The 21,505-nt window shown below is 65.1% G+C and carries 23 protein-coding genes; 14 read left to right on the top strand and 9 right to left on the bottom strand.

What is annotated here, in order from left to right; genetic code table 11:
* Nucleotides 1–89: 89 nt before the first annotated feature.
* Together FHY19_RS20965 and FHY19_RS20960 are read right to left on the bottom strand one after the other, a co-directional pair.
* Nucleotides 90–320, bottom strand: coding sequence for a DUF2007 domain-containing protein (locus FHY19_RS20965; protein WP_259154235.1), 231 nt, complete (start codon nucleotides 318–320; stop codon nucleotides 90–92).
* The gene (locus FHY19_RS20960; RefSeq protein WP_259168319.1) at nucleotides 320–961 is read right to left on the bottom strand and encodes a glutathione S-transferase family protein; all 642 of its coding nucleotides are present in this window, start codon (nucleotides 959–961) and stop codon (nucleotides 320–322) included. Before FHY19_RS20960 ends, FHY19_RS20965 begins: the two co-directional genes overlap by 1 nt.
* A gap of 303 nt (nucleotides 962–1,264) precedes the next feature.
* Between FHY19_RS20960 and FHY19_RS20955 the strand changes: the two genes are divergently transcribed.
* The 6 genes from FHY19_RS20955 (at nucleotide 1,265) to rlmM (ending at nucleotide 6,818) form a co-directional block, all read left to right on the top strand.
* Nucleotides 1,265–3,004 carry a glutamine--tRNA ligase/YqeY domain fusion protein gene (locus FHY19_RS20955; RefSeq protein ID WP_259168317.1) on the top strand — a complete coding sequence of 580 codons (1,740 nt, stop codon included), beginning with the start codon at nucleotides 1,265–1,267 and terminating at the stop codon, nucleotides 3,002–3,004.
* A 364-nt stretch (nucleotides 3,005–3,368) separates the two neighbouring features.
* Complete coding sequence (locus FHY19_RS20950) at nucleotides 3,369–4,298, top strand: DMT family transporter (protein WP_259168315.1); 930 nt, start codon at nucleotides 3,369–3,371, stop codon at nucleotides 4,296–4,298.
* Nucleotides 4,299–4,338: 40 nt separating this feature from the next.
* Entirely contained in the window at nucleotides 4,339–4,611 is a 273-nt protein-coding gene (locus tag FHY19_RS20945; protein WP_259168413.1) for a hypothetical protein, read from the top strand.
* Nucleotides 4,612–4,776: 165 nt separating this feature from the next.
* The gene (locus tag FHY19_RS20940) at nucleotides 4,777–5,193 is read left to right on the top strand and encodes a hypothetical protein (RefSeq protein WP_259168314.1); all 417 of its coding nucleotides are present in this window, start codon (nucleotides 4,777–4,779) and stop codon (nucleotides 5,191–5,193) included.
* The gene (locus FHY19_RS20935) at nucleotides 5,193–5,753 is read left to right on the top strand and encodes a nucleoside deaminase (RefSeq protein ID WP_259154247.1); all 561 of its coding nucleotides are present in this window, start codon (nucleotides 5,193–5,195) and stop codon (nucleotides 5,751–5,753) included. The genes FHY19_RS20940 and FHY19_RS20935 overlap by 1 nt, the downstream gene beginning before the upstream one ends.
* Before the next feature lie 21 nt (nucleotides 5,754–5,774).
* Complete coding sequence (gene rlmM, locus FHY19_RS20930) at nucleotides 5,775–6,818, top strand: 23S rRNA (cytidine(2498)-2'-O)-methyltransferase RlmM (RefSeq protein ID WP_259154249.1); 1,044 nt, start codon at nucleotides 5,775–5,777, stop codon at nucleotides 6,816–6,818.
* A 203-nt stretch (nucleotides 6,819–7,021) separates the two neighbouring features.
* Here rlmM and FHY19_RS20925 read toward each other — a convergent pair whose 3' ends face one another.
* Complete coding sequence (locus FHY19_RS20925; protein WP_259154250.1) at nucleotides 7,022–8,131, bottom strand: Gfo/Idh/MocA family oxidoreductase; 1,110 nt, start codon at nucleotides 8,129–8,131, stop codon at nucleotides 7,022–7,024.
* Nucleotides 8,132–8,387: 256 nt separating this feature from the next.
* Between FHY19_RS20925 and FHY19_RS20920 the strand changes: the two genes are divergently transcribed.
* The 7 genes from FHY19_RS20920 (at nucleotide 8,388) to FHY19_RS20890 (ending at nucleotide 15,388) form a co-directional block, all read left to right on the top strand.
* A complete protein-coding gene (locus FHY19_RS20920) occupies nucleotides 8,388–9,293 on the top strand; it encodes an SMP-30/gluconolactonase/LRE family protein (RefSeq protein WP_259168312.1) in 906 nt (301 codons plus the stop codon).
* Between the two features lie 84 nt (nucleotides 9,294–9,377).
* Nucleotides 9,378–10,100 carry a hypothetical protein gene (locus tag FHY19_RS20915; RefSeq protein WP_259168310.1) on the top strand — a complete coding sequence of 241 codons (723 nt, stop codon included), beginning with the start codon at nucleotides 9,378–9,380 and terminating at the stop codon, nucleotides 10,098–10,100.
* Between the two features lie 176 nt (nucleotides 10,101–10,276).
* A complete protein-coding gene (locus tag FHY19_RS20910) occupies nucleotides 10,277–10,672 on the top strand; it encodes an EF-hand domain-containing protein (RefSeq protein ID WP_259168309.1) in 396 nt (131 codons plus the stop codon).
* A gap of 144 nt (nucleotides 10,673–10,816) precedes the next feature.
* Nucleotides 10,817–11,290: a MarR family transcriptional regulator gene (locus tag FHY19_RS20905; RefSeq protein WP_259154261.1), complete on the top strand. Its 474-nt coding sequence runs from the start codon at nucleotides 10,817–10,819 to the stop codon at nucleotides 11,288–11,290.
* Nucleotides 11,291–11,322: 32 nt separating this feature from the next.
* On the top strand, nucleotides 11,323–12,150 hold the full coding sequence (locus FHY19_RS20900) for a p-hydroxycinnamoyl CoA hydratase/lyase (protein WP_259154262.1): 828 nt from the start codon (nucleotides 11,323–11,325) through the stop codon (nucleotides 12,148–12,150).
* 83 nt (nucleotides 12,151–12,233) lie between these two features.
* The gene (locus FHY19_RS20895; RefSeq protein ID WP_259168307.1) at nucleotides 12,234–13,703 is read left to right on the top strand and encodes an aldehyde dehydrogenase; all 1,470 of its coding nucleotides are present in this window, start codon (nucleotides 12,234–12,236) and stop codon (nucleotides 13,701–13,703) included.
* A gap of 206 nt (nucleotides 13,704–13,909) precedes the next feature.
* Nucleotides 13,910–15,388: an AMP-binding protein gene (locus FHY19_RS20890; protein ID WP_259154274.1), complete on the top strand. Its 1,479-nt coding sequence runs from the start codon at nucleotides 13,910–13,912 to the stop codon at nucleotides 15,386–15,388.
* Between the two features lie 257 nt (nucleotides 15,389–15,645).
* On the opposite strand, the gene FHY19_RS20885 is transcribed toward FHY19_RS20890, so the two are convergent.
* The 3 genes from FHY19_RS20885 to FHY19_RS20875 form a co-directional block, all read right to left on the bottom strand.
* Entirely contained in the window at nucleotides 15,646–16,647 is a 1,002-nt protein-coding gene (locus FHY19_RS20885) for a LysR substrate-binding domain-containing protein (protein WP_259154284.1), read from the bottom strand.
* Between the two features lie 63 nt (nucleotides 16,648–16,710).
* Nucleotides 16,711–17,070 (bottom strand): protocatechuate 3,4-dioxygenase, encoded by a 360-nt coding sequence (locus FHY19_RS20880; protein ID WP_259168306.1) that lies wholly within the window; start codon nucleotides 17,068–17,070, stop codon nucleotides 16,711–16,713.
* A 10-nt stretch (nucleotides 17,071–17,080) separates the two neighbouring features.
* Complete coding sequence (locus FHY19_RS20875) at nucleotides 17,081–17,977, bottom strand: gallate dioxygenase (protein WP_259154297.1); 897 nt, start codon at nucleotides 17,975–17,977, stop codon at nucleotides 17,081–17,083.
* Between the two features lie 231 nt (nucleotides 17,978–18,208).
* On the opposite strand from FHY19_RS20875, the gene FHY19_RS20870 reads away from it, so the two are divergent.
* Nucleotides 18,209–18,883: a GntR family transcriptional regulator gene (locus FHY19_RS20870; RefSeq protein ID WP_259168304.1), complete on the top strand. Its 675-nt coding sequence runs from the start codon at nucleotides 18,209–18,211 to the stop codon at nucleotides 18,881–18,883.
* Nucleotides 18,884–19,007: 124 nt separating this feature from the next.
* On the opposite strand, the gene FHY19_RS20865 is transcribed toward FHY19_RS20870, so the two are convergent.
* From FHY19_RS20865 to FHY19_RS20855, 3 genes are all read right to left on the bottom strand, one after another.
* Nucleotides 19,008–20,042 carry a transporter gene (locus FHY19_RS20865; protein WP_259168302.1) on the bottom strand — a complete coding sequence of 345 codons (1,035 nt, stop codon included), beginning with the start codon at nucleotides 20,040–20,042 and terminating at the stop codon, nucleotides 19,008–19,010.
* A gap of 118 nt (nucleotides 20,043–20,160) precedes the next feature.
* Nucleotides 20,161–20,589, bottom strand: a complete 429-nt coding sequence (locus tag FHY19_RS20860; protein WP_259168300.1) for a nuclear transport factor 2 family protein — start codon at nucleotides 20,587–20,589, stop codon at nucleotides 20,161–20,163.
* An 83-nt stretch (nucleotides 20,590–20,672) separates the two neighbouring features.
* On the bottom strand, nucleotides 20,673–21,392 hold the full coding sequence (locus FHY19_RS20855) for an alpha/beta hydrolase (RefSeq protein ID WP_259168298.1): 720 nt from the start codon (nucleotides 21,390–21,392) through the stop codon (nucleotides 20,673–20,675).
* Nucleotides 21,393–21,505 lie beyond the last annotated feature (113 nt).

Raw genomic sequence — 21,505 nt, 5'->3', positions numbered from 1 at the left:
GAGCATGTCGTAGGAGCGCACCTGGGCGCGACGAGGCTTTATCGGTAACGCCCGTCGCGCCCGGGTGCGCTCCTACGACTGGCGCTGCGCTACAGCGCGCGGGTGACCTGCCCGCACAGGCCGATGTCGGCCAGCACCGCTTGCGCCTGGCTCAGATGGATGTCGGCCACGCACACCTGCAGCACGCCGAAGGCCGGCAATTCGCCGGCGCCGCCCAGCAGCGATTCGCCGAACACGAAAGAAGTGATGCCGGCATCTTCCAGCGCGTGCTTGGCCAGATGCGCATCGATGATATGGCTGGCGCGATAGGCAACCTGCATCAGCCACGCTCCGCGCGTTCGCGTTCTGCGCCGTTGCGCCATTCGCGCAGCGCCGGCAGCGCATCCAGGGCGGCCAGGTAATCGCCGGCAGCCTCGAACAGCGGTACGCCATAGCTGGCAAAGCGCAGCGCAACCGGGGCATACATCGCATCGACGATACCGAAGTTGCCGCACAGGAAAGTGCCGGCATGGCCGTGCTCGGCGCGCAGGCTGGCCCACAGGGCCTGGATGCGGGTGATGTCGCATTCGGCCGCCGCATCCCACTGCGCCGGACCAGGCGGACGCGCCAGATCCATCGGCAACTGCATGCGCAAGGCGGCAAAACCCGAATGCATTTCGGCCGCGGCCGCGCGCGCCTGGGCCCGCACCGCCAGATCGGCCGGCCAGCCGCGGCCGTCGAGCCAGCGCTCGTTGATGTATTCGCAAATCGCCAGCGAATCCCAGACATGCAGGGTGTCGTCCCACAGCACCGGCACCTTGCGGGTGGGCGAATAACCGGCGATGCGCGCCTGGAACTCGGGCGTATCCAGCGGTAGGCGAACTTCGTCGAACGGCACCTGGAAATGTCGCAGCAGCAGCCACGGCCGCAACGACCACGAAGACAGGGTTTTGTCGCCGATCACCAGGCGGGGCAAAGGCATGCGCTGCTCGCTGCAGAGGGTCGGCGCAGCGTACGCGTCGGGGCCGGCCACCGCCAGCAGTGCCGACCGGGCGCAGCCGCACTCCTTCTGGCAGCCTCGCGGCGGCCTGACGGCTCGCCGCAGCTTGCGGCCTTGGGGATGCCCGTTGCGCCAGCGAAGTGCGCTGATGGCAGGGATGCGGGGGCCTTGCCGGCACTTCACGCCGCCGTAAACCGCATCAGCCGAGCGCGCAACACCCACGCCGCCTACCCCTAACCGGTGCCACCGCCTAAACTTGCGGTTTACTTATTGCCGATGCCCCGCATGTCCGAGATTCCAGCCACCGACGCCACCGCCCCGGCGGAGAAGAAAGACTTCATCCGCCAGATCGTTCGCGAGGACCTGGCCAGCGGCAAGCACACGGTCATCCGCACCCGCTTCCCGCCCGAGCCCAATGGCTACCTGCACATCGGCCACGCCAAGGCGATCTGCCTGGACTTTGGCCTGGCAGCCGAGTTCGGCGGCCTGTGCAACCTGCGCCTGGACGACACCAACCCGGCCAAGGAAGACCCCGAATTTGCAGCCGCCATCCAGGATGACGTGCGCTGGCTGGGCTACGCGTGGGCGCAGCTGCGCCACGCGTCAGACTACTTCGAGGTGTATTACCTGGCTGCGCAGAAGCTGATCCGCGATGGCCATGCCTTCGTCTGCGACCTGTCCGCCGAACAGGTGCGCGAGTACCGCGGCACGCTGACCGAGCCCGGCCGCAATTCGCCGTACCGCGAGCGCAGCATCGAGGAAAACCTGGACCTGTTCGGCCGCATGCGCGCCGGCGAATTCCCCGATGGCGCACGCACGCTGCGCGCCAAGATCGACATGGCCAGCGGCAACATCAACCTGCGCGACCCGGCGCTGTATCGCATCAAGCATGTCGAGCATCAGAACACCGGCAACGCCTGGCCGATCTACCCGATGTACGACTTTGCGCACTCGCTGGGCGATGCAGTGGAAGGCATCACCCACTCGCTGTGCACGCTGGAGTTCGAAGACCACCGCCCGCTGTACGACTGGTGCGTGGACAAGGTGGACCTGGCCGGGCATCCGGAGTTGCTGCAGCCGCTGCTGGACAAGGGCCTGCCGCGCGAGGCCGCCAAGCCGCGCCAGATCGAATTTTCGCGCCTGAACATCAACTACACGGTGATGAGCAAGCGCAAGCTCACCGCGCTGGTGGAAGAACAGCTGGTGGATGGCTGGGACGACCCGCGCATGTACACGCTGCAGGGCCTGCGCCGGCGTGGCTACACACCGGCGGCGATGCGCCTGTTCGTGGACCGGGTCGGCATCAGCAAGCAGAACTCGCTGATCGACTTCTCGGTGCTGGAAGGCTGCCTGCGCGAGGATCTGGATGCCGCCGCGGCACGCCGCATGGCGGTGATCGACCCGCTCAAGCTGGTGTTGAGCAACCTGCCCGACGGCCATGCCGAGACACTGCAGTTTTCCAATCATCCCAAGGATGAGAGCTTCGGCACCCGTGAGGTGCCGTTCTCGCGCGAGCTGTGGATCGAGCGCGAGGATTTTGCCGAGGTCCCGCCCAAGGGCTGGAAGCGCCTGGTGCCGGGCGGCGAAATCCGTCTGCGTGGCGCGGGCATCGCGCGTGTGGATGAGGTGATCAAGAACGCTGCCGGCGAGATCGTCGAGCTGCGCGGCTGGCTGGATCCGGAATCGCGTCCGGGCATGGAAGGCGCCAACCGCAAGGTCAAGGGCACCATTCACTGGGTCAGTGCGGCGCATGCGGTGGAGGCGGAAATCCGCCTGTACGACCGGCTTTTCTCGGTAGAAAAGCCCGACGACGAATCCGAAGGCAAGACCTACCGCGACTATCTCAACCCCGACTCCAAGCGCAGCGTGCGCGGCTATGTGGAGCCGTCGGCGGCGCAGGCAGCACCGGAGCAGGCGTTCCAGTTCGAACGTACCGGGTATTTCGTGGCCGACCGCCGCGACCACAGCGCGACCACGCCGGTGTTCAACCGCAGCGTGACCTTGCGCGATACCTGGGCCAAGTAATCGCGGCAACCAGGTCGGCGACGCTTGCGATACGGCAGGCGTCGCCGATTGTTTGATGGGCAGATGGAATCGTTCGCCCGCCTTGTTCGAACAACCGGCTTGCGGCCGTCCGGCTGCTGATCGCAGCGGTGTCGTTGCCCACGACGCTCACCCGTGCATGCGGGGGCCAATCATCCTGCATGACGCATGCAAGCGGACGATCGTGAGAGGCATGAAAGATCGCGTCGGGCATGTTGCTTGCGGGCGCACCGCTGTGGACTGCTTCATTGTGGACAGAGTGCCGCGGGCATGCGTGCGAGCGGCGAGCTTGATCAACGCAGCGCTGCACTGCACGCTGCAGCGCATTGCATAAAGGAGAAGCACGATGCGTGAGCGCCTGACGATGGGCGTGGCCTGTGGCATCGGTGCGGGCGCGTTATGGGGGCTGGTGTTTCTGGCACCGCAGTTGTTGTCGGCGTTCACCCCGCTGCAATTGGCAGTGGCGCGCTATCTGTCGTATGGCGTGGTGGCCGCGCTGGTACTGGCCCCGCGCGCGCGACAGACCGCTGCCCGTCTGGGTCGCGCCGAATGGTGGGCGCTGGTTCGCCTGAGCCTGATGGGCAATCTGATTTATTACGTATTGCTCGGCAGCGCGGTGCAGTGGGCCGGTAGCGCGGCCACGGCGCTGATCATCGGGCTGCTGCCGGTGGTCGTCACCGTCATCGGCACGCGCGCGGCCGGCGCGGTGCAACTGCGGCGGCTCGCCGCGCCATGCCTGCTCTGCGTCATCGGCGTGGCATTGGTCGCGCTGGACACCGTGCAGGACGACTCCGGGCAGCAGGCGAACGACCGCCTCACCCGCATTGCCGGCTTGCTGTGCGCAGTCGGTGCACTGGTCTCGTGGTCGGCCTATTCGATCGCCAATGCACGCTGGTTGCGTCGCCGTCCCGACCTGTCAGGTGGCGACTGGTCGCTGCTTACCGGCGTGGTCACCGGCGCATTGGCGCTGTTGCTGGCGCCGGCCGCACTGATCGGCAGCGGTCCACATGCGCCGCTCGACTGGGCAAGTTTCTGGGGCATTTCGCTGTTGCTGGGCATCCTGGCCTCGGTGATCGGCAATGCCTTGTGGAACCGGGCCAGCCGCGTGCTGCCGCTGACCCTGGTCGGGCAGATGATCGTGTTCGAAACGATCTTTGCGCTGCTGTACGGCTTTGCCTGGGAAATGCGCCTGCCCACGCCACTGGAGCTGGCCGCCATCGCCTGCCTGCTGGTCGGCGTGCTGTGGTGCGCAGCACTGCATGCGGAAGCGAAATGACGCCGGCAGCTGATGCAGCCATCGGCCTAGATTGCAGGCTGTGTCCGCCAACAACGCCGCCATGTGCCTCCCACAACCACGTTTACGCTCACCCGCAAACACGTTGCGCAGCGCGGTGTTTTCGCTGTCGATCGGCCTGACGGCCTGCTCGCCGCAGCCGCCAGTCTCGAACGCGACGACTCCGGCCGAGGTGTTCTGCACGCTTGTTCCGGGGCGGGCAGATGAGGATCTGCCCAGCGATCGCCGCGACGAAAGCATGCAGCAACTGGACCTTGCCACACGCTGCAACCGGGCGCTGCGCAGACAGCATTGACTGCACGGACGCCGCAGGCGTATTTCGATCACACGCCAGGCCCTGGCCAGCGTTAGCCCGCAGGACAGGGATCCCCGGGTTTTCCAAGGCTGATCCAGCGCTCGCCACATTCGGCGCATCCGGGGCTTACCATGGTCGCTCACCTGTCCTGATCGGAGCGGCCGCATGTCCCGTCTGTTATCCCGGTGTCTGAGCACGATGGTGCTGCTGGCCTGCCTTGTGTCGATCGGCTGTGTGGCCGCACCCCAGGCCGAGACGGCCGCGCCGCCTCCGGCGACCGGCTCGGCAAGCGGCCCGGCAACAGGCAAACCGATCACCGTGACGACCACCTGCCGCACCGACGCCGATTGCACGGTAAAGAACGTCGGCAACTGCTGCGGCGCATTCCCGGCCTGCGTCAACGTCAACAGCGCCACCGATCCCAAGGCCGTGATGGCGCAGTGCCAGGCCAGCGGCATGATGAGCGTGTGCGGCTTCCGCGAGATCAGCGCCTGCCAGTGCGTGGCCGGGCAATGTGCCGCAAAGGACGCCCAGGCCGATACACTGCGCCCCGCTCCCCCTTCTACCGAAATGGTCCACTGATGCTCTACGCGCAAGTCCACCTCACGCTACCCGACTGGATCCACGCGCATGTCGACGACAGCCGCGCCTATCCCAGCGACGAGGACAAGGTGGCGCTGGCAATCGACCTGTCGCGAATGAATGTGCGCGAGCGCAGCGGCGGCCCGTTCGGTGCGGTCGTGTTCGGCCCGGACCACCGCATCATCGCTGCGGCGGTGAATCGCGTGGTGCCGCAGACCACCTCGCTGGCGCACGCCGAAAACATGGCCTACATGCTCGCGCAGCAGCGCCTGCAGACGCCGCGTTTGAACGATGTGCTGTCGCCGGTGACGCTGGCCACTTCCGCGCAGCCGTGTTGCCAGTGCTATGGCGCCACGGTGTGGGCCGGGATCGACCGCCTGTTGATCGGCGCGCGCGCCGAAGACGTGATGGCACTGACCGAATTCGACGAAGGCCCGCTGCCTGCCGACTGGGTGGGCGAACTCACCCGCCGCGGCATCGAGGTGGTCCGCGATGTACAACGCGAACACGCCTGTGCGGTGCTGCGCAGTTACGGCGAGGGCGGCGGTGACCATTATTGACCGCTCGCCGCGAGCGCCGCGATGAGCGGGCTGCTCTGCTATTGCCGCCAGGGCTTTGAACCGGAGCTGGCCGCCGAACTGAGCGCGCGCGCCGCATTCGTCGGCATCGCCGGCTATGCACGCACCCAGCGCAACGATGGCTATGTACTGTTCGTCTGCGATGAGCCCGCGCAACTGGCCGCAAAACTGCACTGGCGCGAACTGATCTTTGCGCGGCAGAAGCTGGTGGTGCTTGCCGAGCTCAAGGGCATCGACCCCAAAGACCGTATCACCCCGATCCTGGCCGCGCTGGAAGGGCAGGCGCGCTTTGGCGATCTGTGGGTGGAGCACCCGGATTCGGACGCCGGCAAACCGCTCGCTGGCCTGGCGCGCAGCTTCGGCAACGCGCTGCGGCCGGCACTGCGCAAGGCCGGCCTGCTCACCGACAAGCCGCAGCCGCGTCTGCCGCGCCTGCACGTGTGTTTTCTCGATGGCGACCACGCCTTGCTGGCGGTGGCCGATGCCGACGACAGCGCGCCGTGGCCGCTGGGCATTCCACGGCTGAAACTGTTACCCGAAGCACCGTCGCGCTCGGCGCTCAAGCTCGACGAAGCACTGCTCACCCTGCTCACGCCCGAGGAGCGCGAGCGCCTGGTCAAACCCGGCATGCGCGCGGCCGATCTGGGCGCCGCTCCCGGCGGCTGGACCTGGGTCCTGACGCGCCAGCATCTGCATGTCACCAGCGTCGACAACGGCCCGCTACGCGAGCATGTGCTGGAAACCGGCCTGGTCGAGCATCTACGCGCCGACGGCTTTCACTGGAGGCCTGCGCAAGCACTGGACTGGATGGTCTGCGACATGGTCGAGCAACCGCGCCGCGTGGCCGAGCGCATGGCCACATGGATCCGCGAAGGCTGGTGCCGCCACACCATCTTCAACCTCAAGCTGCCGATGAAAAAGCGCTGGGACGAGACGCGCCTGTGCCTGGACCTGTTCGAGCAGCAGGCCGAAAAATCGCTGACCGTACGTGCCAAGCAGCTGTATCACGATCGCGAAGAGATCACCGTGCTGGCGATGCGGGACTGAGAGCCGGGATTCGGGATTCGGGAATCGGGAATCGGGAATCGTAAAAGCCGGGGACCGGCGGCGGGATTGCTGGCGACGCTTTCGGTAGTGAACTGCACGGGCTTCGGGTGCTTCATCGTGGCGGGTGGGTGCGCCCGCCATCCTCCCCGCCTGCTCGCCTGGCTTGGGCGGGCCTGCTCCGTCGATGACGGAGCCAGGCGCGATCAGAGCACGATGCGCTTGCTGCCTTCGCGCGCGGAGCGATAGATCGCATCGACGATGCGGATGTCCCGCAGGCCTTCTTCGCCCGGTGCACGCAACGGTGTGCCATTGATGATCGCCAATGCGTCTTCGTCCATCTGCAAGGCCTGCTGATGCGGCACCTTGGCGTCGAACACGCGGCCGTCGCTGGCCTTGCCGGTCACGCCCTGGTAGCTCTGGAACGGCGACAGCTCGTACCAGCCACGCTCGCATTCGGCACGCAGCACATTCATGTTGGCGCCGAAGCTGGTCTTGCATGCCGCACGCACGGAATTGGGAAATTCCAGCGTGAAATCCATATGCTCATCGACTTCATCGAACAACTCGGGACGATCGGTCCAGCGCCTGGCGGTGACTGCCAGCGGCTCGGCACCCACGGTGTAACGCGCGGCATTGAGCGGATACACACCCATGTCGTACATCGCACCGCCACCGAATTGCGAACGCAGCCGCCACGGGCGATCGGCCTTGGTCGTATCGCGATAACCGTTGTAGCCGGCCTCGGCACGCACTCGCTGCATCGCGCCGAACGGCTTCTCGCTGGCCATTGCAATCAGCCGCCGCGTATTGGGTTCGTGCTGCATGCGGTAGCCGATCGTCAGCGCCACCTTGTTGCGCTTGCAGGCCGCGATCATCGCCTCGCATTCGCCTGCGTGCATCGCCATCGGCTTTTCGCACCACACATGCTTGCCGGCCGCCGCCGCACGCAGTGCCAGCGGTGCGTGCATGTGGGTCGGTGTGACGATGTAGACCACATCGATGTCGTCGTTGTCGGCAATGCGGTCGAAGTTGTCGTAGTTGTAGACGTTGCGATCGGCAATGCCGTACTTGGATTGCCACGGCGCAATCTTCGACGGCGTACCGGTCACGATACCGGCCAGTTTGCAGTGCTTGGTCAACGCCAGGCCTGGCGCGAGTTGCTCGCCGGCATAACTTCCCAGCCCGGCCAGGGCCACATTGAGCGGCTTTCCGGGCTTCTTTTTCGGCAGCGCCCATGCAGGTGCGCCAAGCAGGATGCCCGCACTGCCGAAGGCGGCAAGCAAGCGGCGACGCGTCAAGGATTCCACAGACATGCAAACCTCCTTCGTAGAGAGAATAGCGACCGGCGTTGACCAGCGGCATCATGCAGGCAGCGTCAGCGCGATGGACGTTGCGATGCGCGCACGACCTCGGCATGCATCGACCACCTCTGCCTGGCCACACGCCAGCATTGCCCAGCTGCCCTGGTCCGGTACTGCCCGCGCACCTTACTTGATCGCACGTGATCATCGCCATGGTCGGGCTGCACGTTCTGGCACACTGCAAACGATCACATCTGGAGCACTGCGCATGACCATTGCCGCCCGCCGCCGGCTACTGCCACTGGCGTTTTTATTGTCCAGTTCGCTCGCCATCGCCGACGACACCCCGTTTGTTGCACGCGACCTGATTGGCGATGGCGCATTCACGCATAACGCCGAAGGCCCGGCAGCAGGCCCGGATGGCGCGCTGTACGCCGTGAATCTGGGCAAGGACGGCACCATCGCGCGCATCGCGCTGCAAGCAGACAGCAGCGCAACTGCCGAGGTGTTTGTCACCTTGCCTGCCGGCAGTACAGGCAACGGCATTCGCTTTCGTGATGGCGCGATGTACGTCGCCGATTACACCGGCCACAAGATCCTGCAAGTGAACCTGCAGACGCGCGTGGTGAGCACCTTCGCCTCGCTGCCCGATTCCGATGGACCCAACGACTTGGCGCTGGCGCCAGATGGCAGTTTCTATGCCAGCGACCCGAACTGGAAGGACAATCGCGGGCGCTTGTGGCACATCCGTCGCGATGGTGCGGTGCAGCTGATGGAATCGGGCATGACCACGCCGAACGGTCTGGACGTCAGTCCGGACGGCAAGCGCCTGTATGTCAACGAAAGCGTCTCGCGCAAGGTGTGGGTATATGACCGGCGAGACGATGGCAGCCTGCGCAACAAGCGCCTGCTGATCGCCTTCCCCGATTTCGGCATGGACGGCATGCGCTGCGATGCCGACGGCAATCTATATATCGCCCGCTACGATGCCGGGCAGATCGCGGTGGTCTCGCCGGCGGGCAAGTTGCTGCGCACCATCGCGCTCAAGGGCCGCAAGGCCAGCAACGTCGCCTTCGGTGGCAGCGATGGCAAACAGGTGTTCGTCACCCTGCAGGATCGTGGCGCAGTTGAAACGTTCAGATCCGATCGCCCAGGGCGCGAAACCGGACACTGAAATTGCTGCGCGCGTCGCATCGGTTCTCAGGTCGCGCAACAGCATCCTGGCATCCTGCAGGTCACCCGCGGAGGACTCCCCCCCATGCAACCGATCGAACTCAAGGATGCGGCCGCCTTCGGCAGCGAATTCCTGCGACTGACCCTGTTGCAGGGGTTCCAGTCACTGACCAAACGCGACCTGGAACTGCTGATCTTCGTGCTGCTGGAGCGCGATGGTGCGATCTCGCGCAATAGCTCCAACGCCCTTGTCGCCCTGCAGTTGCGCGTCACCTCGGCCAAGGTCAAGGCCTTGCGTCGCGATGGCTATGCCCGTTGGCGTGCCCTGGTGCCCGAAGAAGGCGACGCGGCAATTCAGCGCATCGTGGCCAACGTGTTCACCGAAGACAATCTGCGCTCCGGTGCCAAGCATGTCAGCGAGCGCAGCCGCAAAGAGGGATTTCTGGCGGTGCGGATCGAGCACCCCGACGACGCACAGCAGTTCGAGCAGGCGATTCTCGATGTCGGCGCATTGCCGGTGTACGAACGCAATCGCGAGGTGGTGGCGGTGCGCTTCGACACGCTGCTGAAGATCGCCGAACGCTGGGGCTATCTGCAGCAGGACCCGCAGGCGGCGATACGCGAACTGCAAAAGCTCACGCCCACTGCCGAAGAAGTGGCGGACCTGTTGAAAAAGGACATCGCGCAGCTGCGTTGGGAAGACGTGCGCCGCGCACTCAACAGCCTGGGCGCCAAGGCCGTGGCCAGCACGGCCGAAGGCGGCTTGAAGGGCCTGCTCAAGATCGTGTTTCCGTTCATCCCCGGCTGAGTGGCCTGCAAGGCGACGGCAACGCTGTCGCCTTGCAAGATCCGCCGTTGACGCCAATGCCGCGACTGCCAACTCGTGCAAGGAAGCTGGCGATGCGCCGCCTTCACCGAACGCGCACCACCGCAAGCGGCCCACACCCTCTATCCTTACCGGCTGTTCCACATCAGGGGGATCTGATGACCATCCGCCGTCTCGCCACATGTACCGTACTGCTGCTCGTTTGCGGCGTCGCATCCGCCCAGCAGGCACCCACGCCGGCCAGCAGCATGCCGCTGGTCGATGTGCCCACTGTCATCCGCACCCAGCCGCTGTCCAGCGGCGAGGTCACCCATCAGACCCGGCTGGAACGCCCGCGCGACGAATCCAGCGTGATCGTGCGCTCGATCCAGCCCAGCAGCGTGGTCGGCAGCTACCGTATCGACTTCCAGGCTATGGACTCGGACGGCGACGGCCGCATCAGCCGTGCCGAAGCCCAGGCCAACCCCGCGCTGGCCGACGAATTCGATGCGCTCGACAGCCGCCACAGCGGCTACCTGACGCGCGAGCAGCTGGCCGGCTGGCTGACTCCGTGATCACGCCGCACACCTGAGCGGCAGGCAGGCGCACCGGCATGACGCAGGTGCGCAACAGCGCTTCGGCTTTCGACATCACCCCCTCTTGCAGCGCCCGCTTCGGTCGGCTAGATTGTATTTAACGGATACAATTTGGATGGATCGATGACCGCTCTCCTGGCACTGGCCAAAGACCTCGGCTACCAACTGCAACTGGCCACCTTGGCGTCCAGCCATGCCGCCCGCCAGGAACTGGCCGAGCTGCATCTCACCCCGGCACGCGTCACCGCGCTGATCCACATCCGCGACCAGCCCGGTTGCGACCAGACCGAACTCGGCAACCGCCTGCTGGTCAACCGCGCCGCCGGCATGAAGATCGCCAATGCGCTGGCCGAGCAAGGCCTGATCGAACGCCTGGCCGGCCGCGACCGTCGCAGCAAGGGCCTGTACCTGACCGACCATGGCCATCGCACGCTGGAGGTGGCGCAAGCCTGCCTGGCACGCGCCGTCGCACGCACCTGCACCGGCCTGCAGGCCGGCGAACAGCAAACCCTGCTCCGCCTGCTGTGCAAATTGAACGCCAGCGCCACGCTGGAGCGCACAGCCGTGGCAGAGGCCGCGCTGGCCGAAGACCTCTGATCCCGCAGCCCCCGACTTGAAGGAGACGCCGCTTGAACGAGCATGACGTGGTATCGGTTCGCATCGAAAACCGCATTGCCTGGGTGAAGTTCGCACGCCCGGACAAGCGCAACGCGATGAGCCCGGCGCTCAACCGCCGCATGATGGACGTGCTGGACGAGCTGGAGTTTGACGACGACGTCGGCGTGCTGGTGCTCGGTGGCGAAGGCACCGCCTGGTCGGCCGGCATGGACCTGAAGGAATACTTCCGCGAAACCGAAGCGCAGGGCCTGCGCGGCGTGCGGCGTTCGCAACGCGAATCCTATGGCTGGTTCCGTCGCCTGCGCTGGTATCAGAAGCCCACCATCGCGATGGTCAACGGCTGGTGCTTCGGTGGCGGCTTCGGCCCGCTGTTCGCCTGCGACCTGGCCATTGCCGCCGATGAAGCGCAGTTCGGCCTGTCGGAGATCAACTGGGGCATCCTGCCGGGCGGCGGTGTGACCAAGGTTGCGGTCGAGCTGCTGTCCATGCGCGATGCGATGTGGATGACGCTCACCGGCGAAATGGTCGACGGCAAGAAGGCGGCCGAATGGCGCCTGGTCAACGAGAGCGTGCCGCTGGAACGGTTGGAGGCACGCACGCGCGAAGTGGCCGAGCTGTTGCTGCGCAAGAACCCGGTGGCGTTGAAATACGCCAAGGACGCTGTGCGCCGCGTGGGCACCATGACCTACGACGAAGCCGAAGATTATCTGGTGCGCATGCAGGAAGCGGCCAACTCGTTCGATAACAACGCCCGCAAGGAAGGCATTCGTCAGTTCATCGACGAAAAGAGCTACAAGCCCGGCCTGGGCGAGTACGACCTCAAGAAAAACAGCGCCTAAGCACGTCCGACGGCGCCCGAAGCGATGCGTGCGACCCACGCATCGCTGGCGCTGCCAGTGGTTTTCTGCACCGAGGAGGGAGTATGGAAGCCTTATCCGCAACGCTGCGCGGGATCGCCGCGCGTGGACCGCTGGGCCTGTTCATCGACGGCCAGTGGCGCGCAAGCAACGGCGATCGCCATGTCGATGTGATCGCCCCGCATACCGAAGAACGCCTGCTGCGCTACACCGAACCATCGCACGCAGATACCGAGGCCGCCGTGGCCGCGGCGCGTGCCGCCTTCGACACCGGCCCCTGGCCGCAACTGTCGCCGCCCGAGCGCGGGGTGATCCTCAAGCGCGTTGCCGACCAGCTGCGCGCACGCATGCCGGAGCTGGCCGAAGCCTGGACCGGCCAGGTCGGCGCCACCATCGGTTTCAGCCGGCGCGCCTCGCAGCAGGCGCCCGGCCTGTTCGACTACTACGGCGATCTGATCGCCACCCATCCGTTCGTCGAACCGCGCGCCCGCGCCAATGGCGGACGCGTGCATGTGGTGCAGGAACCGGTTGGCGTGGTTGCGGCGATCACGCCCTGGAATGCGCCACTGGTCTTGCTTTGTTACAAGGTCGCCGCCGCGCTGGCCGCCGGCTGCACGGTGGTGGCCAAACCCTCTCCGGAGACCCCGATCGATGCGTACATCCTGGCCGAATGCATCAGCGCCGCGGGCGTGCCCGACGGCGTGTTCAACCTGTTGCCGGCAGGCCGCGAGGTCGGCGAGCAGCTGATCCGGCACCCGCTTGTCGACAAGGTCAGCTTCACCGGCTCCACCCAGGCCGGGCGCCTGATCGGCGTGGCCTGTGCCGAACGCCTGGCGCGGGTCGGCCTGGAGCTGGGCGGCAAATCGGCCGCCATCGTGCTCGACGATGCCGACCTGGCCAAAGTGCTCCCCAGCCTGGTGCCCTACTCCATGCCGATCACCGGCCAGGTGTGCTTTTCGCTGACCCGTGTACTGGTACCGGCGCAACGGCGCGACGAAATCCTGCAGGCGTATTGCGCGGCACTGGGCGCACTCAAACTCGGCGACCCATTCGCCGCCGACACCGGCATGGGGCCGTTGGCGCTCGGCCGGCAGCTGGAACGCGTGCAGTCCTATATCGCCCAGGGCAGTGCCGAAGGCGCGCAGCTGGTGATGGGGGGCAACCGCCCGGCGCATTTGCCGCGTGGCTTCTTTATCGAGCCGACGGTGTTCGCCAACGTCACACCGGACATGACCATCGCACGCGAAGAAATCTTCGGCCCGGTGGTGAGCTTCATCGACTATCACGACGAGGCCGATCTGATCGCCAAGGCCAATGCCAGCGACTATGGCTTGCACGGCACCGTCTATGGCGAGGATGTCGATCGCGCGTATCGCATTGCGCGGCGCGTGCGCAGCGGCAGCCATTCGATCAACGGTATGTGGGTGGATATCGAAATGCCGTTCGGCGGCTTCAAGCACTCGGGCATGGGCCGCGAAGGCGGCATCGAAGGCCTGCATGCGTTTCTCGAAACCAAAACCGTCTATCTCAGTTGAGCCTTACCTCAGCGGCATTGCGGCGAGCCTGCCTGCGTCGCCGCAATGCAGCGCACTGCACATCAGGACATGTCGTCTCCCGTGGTGCGCGAGCAACCTGTCTGTGAACGCGTACTGCGCCGTTGCGCACGCGCATCAACCTTCCTGCCATCTCTGTCGCACTCACGCCAGTCACTCCCCCACTTTGCATTCGGATAGACAGCGCCATGACCATGCCGACCGACTCGATTTCCTTCCATGCCCGCCTCACACCGCAACGGCTTGCGGCACGCGACCTGTTGCTGGAGCAGGAATGGACATATGCCGAACTAGACACCTTGATCGGCCAGCTCGCCGCCTTGCTGCAGACGCGCGGCTGCGTCGACGGCGAACGGCTGGCGGTGCTGGCCCGCAATTCGGTGTGGCAGGTCGCGCTGCATTTTGCCTGTGCGCGGGTCGGCGCGATCTATGTGCCGCTCAACTGGCGGCTGAGCGCCACCGAGCTGGACACCTTGCTGCAACGCGCGCAGCCGCATCTGTTGCTGGGCGATGACGTCGCGGCCGGGCGCGCACATGTGGAAGCCCTGGCCAGCTTCATCGACAATGCCAAGGTGCTGGCACCGGCCGAAACGTCGTACATCCCGCCCGAGCGCGTGAGCCTGATCCTGTTTACCTCGGGCACGTCCGGCCAGCCCAAGGGCGTGATGTTGAACGAGCACAATCTGCAGCAGGTGGCGCATAACTTCGGCGTCACCACACGTGTGGATGCCAACAGCAGTTTTCTGTGCGAGGCGCCGATGTTCCATATCATCGGCCTGGCCACCAATGTGCGGCCGGCATTGGCGGTGGGCGGGTCGATCCAGGTGTCGAGCGGCTTCGAGCCGAAGCGGACATTGAGCTGGCTCGGCAACCCGGCGCTGGGCATTAGCCACTATGTCGGCGTGCCGCAGATGATGCAGGCGTTTCGCAGCCAGCCCGGTTTCGATCCGGCAACGCTGCGTCACCTCACCGCGCTGGTCAGCGGTGGCGCGCCGCACGCCGCAGACGATCTGCTGGGCTGGCTGGACGATGGCATCCCCATGGTCTGCGGCTTCGGCATGAGCGAAGCCGGCACGGTATTCGGCATGTCGGTGGATTGCGATGTGATTCGTCGCAAGCTCGGCGCAGCAGGCATTTCGTCGCCCAACGTGCAGACCCGGGTGGTGGACGGGGATGGCAACGACTGTCCGGCGGGCGTGCCTGGCGAGTTGTTGTTGCGCGGCCCCAACCTCAGTCCCGGCTACTGGCGCGATCCACAGGCCACCGCACAGATGCGCGATGCACAAGGCTGGTTTCGCACCGGCGATATCGTCAGGCGCGATGACGAGGGCTTCTTCTGGGTGGTGGACCGCAAGAAGGACATGTTCATTTCCGGCGGCGAAAACGTGTATCCGGCCGAGATCGAAGCCGTGCTGGCCGATCACCCCGACATCCGCGAGTGCGCCGTGGTCGGCATGGCCGACCCGCAATGGGGCGAGGTGGGGTATCTGGCGATCGTGCCCGCTGCCGAAGCGACGGATCTGGAGCAGATCCGCAGCTATCTGATCGAGCGCCTGGCCAAGTACAAGGTCCCCAAACACCTGCGTCTGGTGGAGGCGTTGCCACGCACGGCGACCGGCAAGCTGCAGAAGGCGCGGTTGAAGGATGCCTTGGCCAAGGAAGCCTGATGGCGTTGGCAGCCGACGGAGACGAGCGTGCGCATCAGCGCGCACGCCCGGACTGCAGCGATGTCGGCTATCGCTGTGCAAGCCACTCGATCAGCCTGGCGCAGGATCACCCGAGCGCGGCGCGGGCTTCAATCAAACGTATGCGGCAGTCGAGTCCATCCACGACCGCAGTCGAACAGCGCCACGGTCCAAGCAAGCGACGCACCGCACGCGTCCCGCCCGGCGATGCACCTCGCGCGTGTCGCTGCGATCATCCGTTATGCAGAGGCATCCAGCAGCATGTCGTCCTCGCCGATGTGCTCGTCCACCCATACCGCACCTTGCTGCGCCATTAGCGCCAGTTGATGTTCCAGCTCGCGCATCAACAACCGTACGCCGGGTTTGAGGATGGCGCTGCTGTCGCGATAGATCACGCCACCTGCGCGCGCCTGCGAGGGCTGCTGTAGCTGGAAGGCCCGCAGTTCGCCGCGTGCGATATCGCCGGCGACCATCATGCTTGGCATCACCGCAATACTGTCGGTACCGAGCAGGATCTCGCGGGTGAAACTGGCAGAACTGGACCGCAGTTGATCGCGCGTGGCCAATCCGTGCTCGCGCATGACCTGCGCCACGTCGCGCTCCACGTGCTGACTCAGGGTTGGCAACACCTGTCGGTAGGCAGCCGCTTCGGCGATTCGCACCGGGCCATTGGCAAACAACGGATGGTCGCTCCGCGCCACCAGCGCAATCGGATCCTGGTACAGCACCTTGCGCACCAACGCGTCGTAGCGCGCCAGCGGATACAGGCGGCCGACGACAAGATCCACCTCGTTTCCGGCAAGCTTTGGCAGCAATTCATCGGTGCGTCCATGCAGCAGGCGCACCCGCAGCGTCGGCTCGGTGCGGTACAAGGCTGCCAGCACTGCCGGTAGCAGGCCGCTCGCGGCCACCGGCAGGGCACCGACGGTGATGGTGAGCGCATCGTCCTGCAACAAGCCTTCGAAGGTGTCCTGCGCGCGCCGCAGCTGGCCGAGCACGACGTGCGCGGTCTGGACCAGCACCTCGCCCATCGCATTGGGACGCACGCCACGCGAATGGCGCTCGAACAAGGGCGCGCCGACGATCTCTTCGATCTCCTGCAAGGCACGCGTGAGTGCAGGCTGGGTCACATTCAATACGCGTGAGGCGCGGAGCAGGCTTTTTTGCCGGTCCAGCGCCTCGATGACACGTAGATGCCGGACCTTGATGCGGTGCTCGAAGAACACGGAGGACATGGTCATGGGGGTGGGCCTTACGTTGGAAAGTCGGGGGGCAGCACCCGGCCAGTGGCCGGGACGCACAGATCAGCGCGCCTCGGGCACACGCCTGGTCTGCATGAAGTCTTCGAACGACTCGCCGCGCATGATCGCGTAAACCTGCAGATTGGTCATGCGCACCACGCGGGCGAACTTTTCGATCACAAAAAAATTGGCGCCGTACTGCACCAGTCCAAGCCAGTCGCGCGCGCGCACCAGCTCTTTCTCGTGCTCGGTGAGCTCGGCTTCCTGCATCAACACTTCCGCCTCCTGCAAAAAGCGATCGCGCCATGGGGCGCGGATCATATGCCAGAAGAAGCGATTGAGGCGTAGTGCGCGGTTGCTGGTGCGCAGATCGAACAGATAGGTGCCGTCGATCTTGTCCATGTCTTTTACTTGCGGATTCATCAGCAGACCCTCATGCCGCGTTGGCGGTGCGCGCCAGCAGCTCTGCCGAGCGCGGCGCGTCGGCGCGTTCTTCGCCCGGCTCGTACAACACCACGGTCATCGCGGTGGTCGTCATCAGGTAGTAGTTCTGATGCAGCTTGCGGATCGGCCCATCCAGTGCCCCGCGCATGGCCAGCCACATGATCTGCTCCACGCTCTCGGCACCGCCCAGGCGCACGTAGTCGGTGTGGGTCAGATCGGTCAGCGTTTCCGGCGCGTGCTGGAAGCGGTCCAGAAACTCCATGTCCCAATCGGTGTTGTTGAAGCCGGTGCGCTCGCCATGGATCTGGTGCGACAGCCCGCCGGTGCCGACCACCACCACCCTGAGGTCTTCCGGATACGACTCGATCGCACGACGCACCGCCTGGCCCAGCCGGTAGCAGCGGCGTGCGGTCGGCAGCGGGTACTGCAGGACGTTGATCGCAATCGGCACCACCGTGCCCGGCCAGTCCGGTACATGCGGCCACAGCAGCGGCAGCGGCGCCGCACAGCCGTGGTCGATCGGCTTGTCCTGGAACACGGTCAGGTCGAATTCGTCGTTGACCAGGCACTCGGCGATATGCGCCTGCAGCTGCACGTCGCCGCGGATCGCAGGCAGATTCCGCAGCCCTGCGCCTTCGTCTGCGACCGGAAAGCGCTCGCCCACGCCCAGCGCAAAGGTCGGATACAGATCGAAGAAGAAGGTCGTGCAGTGGTCGTTATAGAAAAACACCAGCACGTCGGCCCGTTGTTCGGCCAGCCACTCGGCCACCGGCGTGTAGCCGTCGAACAACGGCTTCCATACCGGATCCTGTTGCTTGCCCTTGTCGTAGGCCACCCCGATGGTGGGAACGTGCGAGGTTCCGATGCCGCCGATGATGCTAGCCATGCTTTGCTCCTGCGATGCAGCGCTGCCAGCGAAGGCAGCGCGCACGTCATTGATTGAGTCAGGATTGACGATGCAATGGATCCCAACACGGGTGACCAACCACCCCGGATCGCCAAAACGGTATCCTTGGGATCCAAATTGCCATCAAGCGATCTCATCTGCAAGGTTTTTGTACAGGTAATTGCGAGTTTCCCCTTCGAAGGAACGTGCGCTGCGGTACGGCGCGAGAGAATGGAGCCAATGGCGAACAACCACCGATTGCAAGCGGTCCAGCAACTACGCGAATTGATCCTGTGTGGCACCTTTGCCCCGGGCGAGCGCATCACCGAGGCGGCCCTGGCCGAGCGTCTGGCCATTTCGCGCACACCCATCCGCCAGGCGTTGCCGGCGTTATGCCAGGAGGGCCTTCTGGTGCAGGTCGGCAACCGTGGCTACGCGGTCCGGCGTTTCAGCCAGCAGGAAAGCCTGGATGCCCTGGCAGTGCGAGCGCTGATGGAGGGAATGGCGGCGCGCACGGTGGCCGAACAGGGCGCGTCGGCAAGCTTGCTTTCCACCCTGCACGATTGTCTGTGCGAGGGCGACCGGCTGTTTGCCAAACGTAGCCTCGATGCAGGCGATGAGCAGACCTACGGCGCGATCAATGCGCGCTTCCATCGCGCCATCGTGGTGGCGGCCAACAAACCGATCCTCACCGAAACGGTGGACCGCTGCACGCTGGTGCCCTTCGTCAGCCCGGTCAACGTGGTGTTCGGTCAGCGCTCGGCCACCCTGGCCTATGACGATCTGTATTACGGGCACCGCCAGCATGGCGCGATTGTCGCTGCCATCGAACAACGCGATGGCGCACGTGCGGAACTGCTGTTCCGCGAACATGCCAATACACAGCGACACAGCATGGGACTGTGAGTCTTGCAGATGCACGGTGCTGTGTGTCGGGTAGAGCAATGGCATCGATGTGCGCGCCAGGACCGTCTGTTGTATCCGACGCACGCCGACCACGACGGCCGGCGTGCGTGGCAGATTGCATGCGCTATAGCGAGTGCACGAACATCAGATTGAAGCTGTTGCCGGCCACCGAGTTCTCCACCTTCAGCGGCATGTATACGTTGAAATTGAACACGTTCTTTTGGTCCATGCGCCAGGACAGGCCCGGGCCCAGATAGACCTGCATGCGCTTGCTGTCCGGCACGCGCTGGTCATTGGTACGGTTGTCTTTCAACTGCTGCAGGTAGTAACCGTTCAGACCCACGCGCCATTGCTCGTTGAGTTTGAGCGACGTAGCCAGATTGACCCACACCGCATCGCCGGCCTGGCCATTGCGAAAGCGGAATCCTGGAATCGGCGGCACCCCGCCGGCGCGACTGGTGCGAAAGTTGTACAGGTAATTGATGCGCGCGCTGATTTCCCAGTCTTCGCTGGGTTGCACGGTGAATGCCCAATGCGGCGCCACCGACCAGAACCCGGTGCTCTGGTTGATCGCGGTGTCGCGGTCGAACTTGCCCACCGGCGCAAACGCGTCGATCGCGAAGCGCTGAAAGAAGAACACTCGCCCATCGCGCATCACCGGCGGCATCTGCAGTGCCGGCCCGAACGAAATGTCGCCCATGCCGAAGCCGTTGCTGCTCAATCGCACCGGGCTGTCAGCGGCGAATGCGGTGTCGTAATTGACCAACGGCACGATGGCATTGAAGCTCAGCGAGCCGCTTTTCCAAGTGTAGGGCGTCACGTAGATGAGCTGTGTGAGCAGCACGCTGACGTCGACCTGCGGATCGCGAAAGGCCGGCGAGTCGTCGCCGCTCGCGTTCTTGATGGCATTCAGGTTGTAGTGACGCAGATACTCGATGACGGTCCAGCCGGGCGTCATCGAACCGAAGCCGTCCATGAAACTGGTACCGCCAAGATTGATGCCTTGTGGAGGCGCGGCTGTCTCCGGCACTGCTTGCGCCAGTGCCGCATTCGGCAATGCGACGGCGAATAACGCCCCCGCAACCAATGAACACGGCCGGCGTGACAGTGCGCGAGACAGGACAGAGCGACGACGGGCGGGGATGCGAACGCGTTCCACTGGGCGAATCTCCAATGCGAAGGGATGGATGACTGCGAGCGCGACGTGGGGAAGAAAGCGGGACGGCAACGCGCGGCGCGAAACCGGCGCCAGCACCATGCCTGGAGGGGAATGCGGCTCAGCTGCCGATGCGCAGCAACAAGGTTCCAAGGCGTTGCTTGAACAACCAACGCTCCTGCTCTAAGACCAGCACATCGTCGAAACTGCCCAGCAAGGCGGGCGATTGCGTGCTCCATGGCGGCGACATCGACGTATCGCCGGCGGTGTAGAGCAGCACGTTGCTGTGCGCATGCGCCAATGTGGGCGATTGAATGTCGACCAGGGTGTTGAGCATCAGATGACAGGTGGTGCGCGGCGGGCGCTCGCGAAAGGCCTGCAGAATCGCCGCGCGGCCATGCACTGGAGCATCGGGCGCGCTGGGGCGCGCGAACACGCCATCGTCGGTGAACAATGCCGCGAGTTGCTCATGGTCGTGACGATCGTTGTACAGCGCGAACCGGCGGATCAATTGCTCGCAGGCAATGATGATCGAGACATCGTCGTGCATGCAGCCTCCTTTATTTCCAGCAAACACCGGTTGGCGCGGTCAGCGACTGCAGCAGTGACCCACGCGCCGTTTCCTCTGCGCCATCACGCGGCCTGCAACCAATCGCGCAACGCCGCCGTCACCGCGGCAGGCGCTTCCACCGGCGCCATGTGCCCGCAGTCTTCGAACACGCTCAGGCGTGCCTGGGGAATCTGCCGTGCCATGTCCTGATGCCGGGCCAGCGGGCTCCAGGCATCCTGGCGCCCGACGCCCAGCAAGGTGGGGCAGCGAATCTGCGCAAGCACCGGCGCGGCATCCGGACGCTCCAGCAACGCGTTGACCTGGCCCGCAAAGCTTTGCGCGCTTTGCCGCTGCACCATCGCGCTGAGGCCTTGCATCAAACCGGAATCGGCAATGCGTGCGGGGTGCAGCATGGGCGGCAGCCAGGCCAGCGCCAGCGCATGCATGCCCTGCGTTCGCGCCAGATCCACCAGCGCCTGACGTTCTTCGCGTTCTCCATCGCGACGCGGCGCGATGCCGGTATCGAGCAGCGCCAGCTGCGTCACCCGTTCTGGTGCCTGACGCATGATTTCCAGCGCAACCCGCCCGCCCATCGAATGCCCGGCCAACGCGAACTGCGGCGGTGCGCCAGCCAACACGTGGGCGGCCATCTGCACGATGCTGTCGAATCCAGGGAAGTCCAGCACCTGCACATCGGCCAGATCCGCCAGCGCGTCGCGCTGCGGTTGCCAGATGGCAGCGTCGCAAAGCAGGCCGCAGAGCAGCAGCAAGGTGGGTCTGGACGTATGCGCAACGGAAGTCATGGCGCGACTGTAGCCACGCCGGACGCGTGCGTCGTATGGAAGATGCGGCCTACGCTATAAGCCAAAAGGCATATAACGTCAGCATTGCCGCCTGGCGGACCGGCCTGCGGGCG

Source organism: Xanthomonas sp. 4461 (assembly GCF_024806475.1).
GTDB lineage: Bacteria > Pseudomonadota > Gammaproteobacteria > Xanthomonadales > Xanthomonadaceae > Xanthomonas > Xanthomonas arboricola_F.
This window is presented reverse-complemented; position numbering and strand designations above follow the sequence as displayed.

Excerpts from the sequence above, each read along its gene's own strand:
- FHY19_RS20965 (WP_259154235.1), bottom strand. The coding sequence starts at position 320 with ATGCAGGTTGCCTATCGCGCCAGCCATATCATCGATGCGCATCTGGCC.
- FHY19_RS20960 (WP_259168319.1), bottom strand. The coding sequence starts at position 961 with ATGCCTTTGCCCCGCCTGGTGATCGGCGACAAAACCCTGTCTTCGTGG.
- FHY19_RS20955 (WP_259168317.1), top strand. The coding sequence starts at position 1,265 with ATGTCCGAGATTCCAGCCACCGACGCCACCGCCCCGGCGGAGAAGAAA.
- FHY19_RS20950 (WP_259168315.1), top strand. The coding sequence starts at position 3,369 with ATGCGTGAGCGCCTGACGATGGGCGTGGCCTGTGGCATCGGTGCGGGC.
- FHY19_RS20940 (WP_259168314.1), top strand. The coding sequence starts at position 4,777 with ATGTCCCGTCTGTTATCCCGGTGTCTGAGCACGATGGTGCTGCTGGCC.
- FHY19_RS20935 (WP_259154247.1), top strand. The coding sequence starts at position 5,193 with ATGCTCTACGCGCAAGTCCACCTCACGCTACCCGACTGGATCCACGCG.
- rlmM (WP_259154249.1), top strand. The coding sequence starts at position 5,775 with ATGAGCGGGCTGCTCTGCTATTGCCGCCAGGGCTTTGAACCGGAGCTG.
- FHY19_RS20925 (WP_259154250.1), bottom strand. The coding sequence starts at position 8,131 with ATGTCTGTGGAATCCTTGACGCGTCGCCGCTTGCTTGCCGCCTTCGGC.
- FHY19_RS20920 (WP_259168312.1), top strand. The coding sequence starts at position 8,388 with ATGACCATTGCCGCCCGCCGCCGGCTACTGCCACTGGCGTTTTTATTG.
- FHY19_RS20915 (WP_259168310.1), top strand. The coding sequence starts at position 9,378 with ATGCAACCGATCGAACTCAAGGATGCGGCCGCCTTCGGCAGCGAATTC.
- FHY19_RS20910 (WP_259168309.1), top strand. The coding sequence starts at position 10,277 with ATGACCATCCGCCGTCTCGCCACATGTACCGTACTGCTGCTCGTTTGC.
- FHY19_RS20905 (WP_259154261.1), top strand. The coding sequence starts at position 10,817 with ATGACCGCTCTCCTGGCACTGGCCAAAGACCTCGGCTACCAACTGCAA.
- FHY19_RS20895 (WP_259168307.1), top strand. The coding sequence starts at position 12,234 with ATGGAAGCCTTATCCGCAACGCTGCGCGGGATCGCCGCGCGTGGACCG.
- FHY19_RS20890 (WP_259154274.1), top strand. The coding sequence starts at position 13,910 with ATGACCATGCCGACCGACTCGATTTCCTTCCATGCCCGCCTCACACCG.
- FHY19_RS20885 (WP_259154284.1), bottom strand. The coding sequence starts at position 16,647 with ATGACCATGTCCTCCGTGTTCTTCGAGCACCGCATCAAGGTCCGGCAT.
- FHY19_RS20880 (WP_259168306.1), bottom strand. The coding sequence starts at position 17,070 with ATGAATCCGCAAGTAAAAGACATGGACAAGATCGACGGCACCTATCTG.
- FHY19_RS20875 (WP_259154297.1), bottom strand. The coding sequence starts at position 17,977 with ATGGCTAGCATCATCGGCGGCATCGGAACCTCGCACGTTCCCACCATC.
- FHY19_RS20870 (WP_259168304.1), top strand. The coding sequence starts at position 18,209 with ATGGAGCCAATGGCGAACAACCACCGATTGCAAGCGGTCCAGCAACTA.
- FHY19_RS20860 (WP_259168300.1), bottom strand. The coding sequence starts at position 20,589 with ATGCACGACGATGTCTCGATCATCATTGCCTGCGAGCAATTGATCCGC.
- FHY19_RS20855 (WP_259168298.1), bottom strand. The coding sequence starts at position 21,392 with ATGACTTCCGTTGCGCATACGTCCAGACCCACCTTGCTGCTGCTCTGC.